The 2,762-nt window shown below is 60.4% G+C and carries 3 protein-coding genes; all 3 read right to left on the reverse strand.

All coding sequences use genetic code 11. The features are described from left to right. Positions 1 to 218 precede the first annotated feature (218 nt). Positions 219 to 974, reverse strand: coding sequence for an ABC transporter permease (locus Q0341_RS01155; protein ID WP_299509988.1), 756 nt, complete (start codon positions 972 to 974; stop codon positions 219 to 221). Then, positions 964 to 1,728 (reverse strand): ABC transporter ATP-binding protein, encoded by a 765-nt coding sequence (locus tag Q0341_RS01160; RefSeq protein ID WP_299509989.1) that lies wholly within the window; start codon positions 1,726 to 1,728, stop codon positions 964 to 966. The genes Q0341_RS01155 and Q0341_RS01160 overlap by 11 nt, the downstream gene beginning before the upstream one ends. Positions 1,729 to 1,762: 34 nt before the next feature. Next, positions 1,763 to 2,762: ABC transporter substrate-binding protein (locus tag Q0341_RS01165; RefSeq protein ID WP_299509991.1), on the reverse strand; the 1,000-nt coding region annotated here is incomplete at its 5' end.

Here is a 2,762-nt window from a genome sequence, read left to right on the forward strand (position 1 = left end):
CAGACGGATGTAGGCCTCGGGCTTCAAAGCCTGCTTGCGGAAAAACACCACGCCTTGCTGCCAAAGCGCTTGTTTGATTTCTTCGTAAACGTCTTCCGAGCGGGTGTTGTTCAGATCAACGCCGCTGATCATGCCGCCGATGGTGGGCGTCATGGGGTCAACTTGGATGTGACGGAATTTCATTGTTGTATCTCCTTGATGTGATGGTGTTCAGCGGCTTATTGCCAGTGCAGCAGGCGGCGTTCGATCCAGTTCATGAGCTTCATGATCAGCACCCCGATGACGGCCAAATCAAACAGCAGTGACCACACGCCATTGACGTTGAATGTGGACCCCAGATAAGCGAGTTGCTGGCCGAGGCCACGCTCGGAAGCGATGACTTCGGCACCGACCACACCCAGCAGGGCATAGATCACGCCCAGGCGCAATCCTGAGAAAAGTACAGGCACCGCACCGGGCAAGGTGACCGAGAAAAACATCTGCCGACTGCTGGCACCCAGGGTGCGGGTGAGCGTCACATGGTCTTGGCTGACGCCGCGAATACCGGCCACCGTGCTGGACAGCACGATGAAGAACGTGAGCGACACACCCAGTGCGATCTTGGAGCCGATGCCCAAACCAAACCACAAAATGAACAGCGGCACCAGCGCAATGCGCGGCAGCACATTGAAGGCCGAAATGTAGGGATCGCAAAAAGCCTCGAACCTGGGCCAGGTGACAAAGGCAAGGCCAGTGACCATGGCGGCAATGGAGCCAATGACAAAAGACGCGAACACGGCCGACAAAGTCCAGCCCAGATCGCCCCACAAGCGGGCGTTGCTCAAGTTTTCCAGCGTGAACTGGATGATGCCCAGTGGGCTGCCCATGAAACTCGGATCCACCCAACCGGCTCGGGCACCCCACTCCCACAGACCCAGAAACGCGCAGACAAACAGGGCATGCTGCGCCAGCGTGCGAAGTGTTTCAGCCTTCATGGTGCACCCAACCTTCTTCGAGATGTTTCCACACCTGGGTATAGGTGTGGCGGAAGTCATCGCTGGTTTGCAGTTCGCGGATGGAGCGCGGACGCGCCAGCGGCACCTGCACATCGGCCACGATGCGGCCGGGCCTGGAGGACATCACCATCACCCGGTCGGCCAGGGCGACCGCTTCTGACAAGTCGTGCGTCACGAACAGCACCGAGCGGTTGCCGTCCTGGCACAACTGGAGCAGCAGATCTTGTAATTGCAGTTTGGTTTGCGCATCCAATGCCCCAAAGGGCTCGTCCATCAGCAGCAGGGGCGAGGGCATGGCAAAGGTGCGGGCCAGTGCCACGCGCTGGCGCATGCCATGAGACAGAGCTTTGGGCAGTCGGTACTCAGATCCACCGAGCCCGACCTGCTTGAGCATCACAGCGGCACGCTCCCGGGCCTCTTCGATCGGCACGCCCCGAACTTTCAGGCCAAAGGCGGCGTTGTCCAGCGCATTGAGCCAGGGAAACAAACTGTCGCGGGCCAACATATAGGCCACGTTGTGACCGCCCAGCGCAGGCTGTTCGCCCGCCACCCGCAAATGCTGACCTGCAGGCAAATCCACCAGCCCCGCGCACAGGTTGAGCAAGGTGGTTTTGCCGCAGCCGCTCGGCCCTGCGAGCGCGACAAACTCACCAGCCTTGACGTGCAGGTCCACACCCTGCAACACCAAATTGGTGCCGTCAAAACTCAGGTCGATGCGCTGTGCGTCGATCATGAACACTCCCTGAAAATATCTCGCCGCTCGAAGTTCAAGGCAAGACCGCGGGTGCGATGTCCACTTTGACCGGCAGCAGCTTGTTTTCGGTCATGGCATTGGCCACCGCCTGCATGGCGGGCACGGTGCCAAGGGCCTTCAAGTTGGCGATGGAATTGCGAAGGCTCACCTCAGCGATCTGGTCTGCGTTGGGCAATTTCAGCGCAAAGGTCTTGCGCAGGATCTCCAGGGTCTTGCCGAAGTTGGCAGGGTTGGCAACGAAAGCATCCGACATGTCCAGCATCTTGCGGACAGCGGCCACCGTTTGCGGATTGGCCGCAGCCCATTCGGTCTTCACCGCCATGACGCCAGCGCCGCCACGGGTCGCCAGCAAGCTCTTGGGGCCTTGGCCTTTGCGGGGGTCCACCACCACACGGCAGGCCTTGAGCACCTCGCACATGCCATCAGCGGGCGGGAAGGTCATGATCAGATCGACCTGGCCGCGTGTGAGCGCAGGAAATGCCGTGTCGGGCGCCCCCACGGCCACAAAGGTCACGTCGTTGGCGGTCAGGCCCGCATCGGCCAACATGTCGATGACTTGGAATTCAGCGCCCGAGCCACGCTGGGTCACGCCGATTTTCTTGCCCTTGAAGGACTTGACCACACCGGGGTAGCCTTCTTTTTCGGTCGCCAATTCGGTTTTGGCACCTGCGGCCATGAAAAACACCGGATCAACGAAACCTGCGGCAATGATGGAAATGGGAGCCTTGCGGGCCACGGCTGCAACCGCCACCTCGGTCGGGCCAAAATACACTTCGATGTCACCAGCGAGCATGGTCTGCATGCCCAATGGCGCGGCGGGAATCGTGCGCAGTTCGCAGCGAATGCCCGCTTGCTCGCAGAAGCCCTGCTCTTGGGCCACACGCACCAACAAATTGCCGGTGCCAGGGTAGTCCTGGAAGCGCACCACGGACTGCGCCATGGCGCTGGCACCCAGGGTCAAGGCGATGGCACCCAAAGTGGTGCGAACAAATGCAGGGGCAGTAAATTTCATG

It is taken from the genome of uncultured Limnohabitans sp. (genome assembly GCF_937889215.1).
Lineage (GTDB): Bacteria > Pseudomonadota > Gammaproteobacteria > Burkholderiales > Burkholderiaceae_C > Limnohabitans_A.

Coding starts and splice junctions, on each gene's coding strand:
- Q0341_RS01160 (WP_299509989.1), bottom strand. CDS start 1,728: ATGATCGACGCACAGCGCATCGACCTGAGTTTTGACGGCACCAATTTG.
- Q0341_RS01155 (WP_299509988.1), bottom strand. CDS start 974: ATGAAGGCTGAAACACTTCGCACGCTGGCGCAGCATGCCCTGTTTGTC.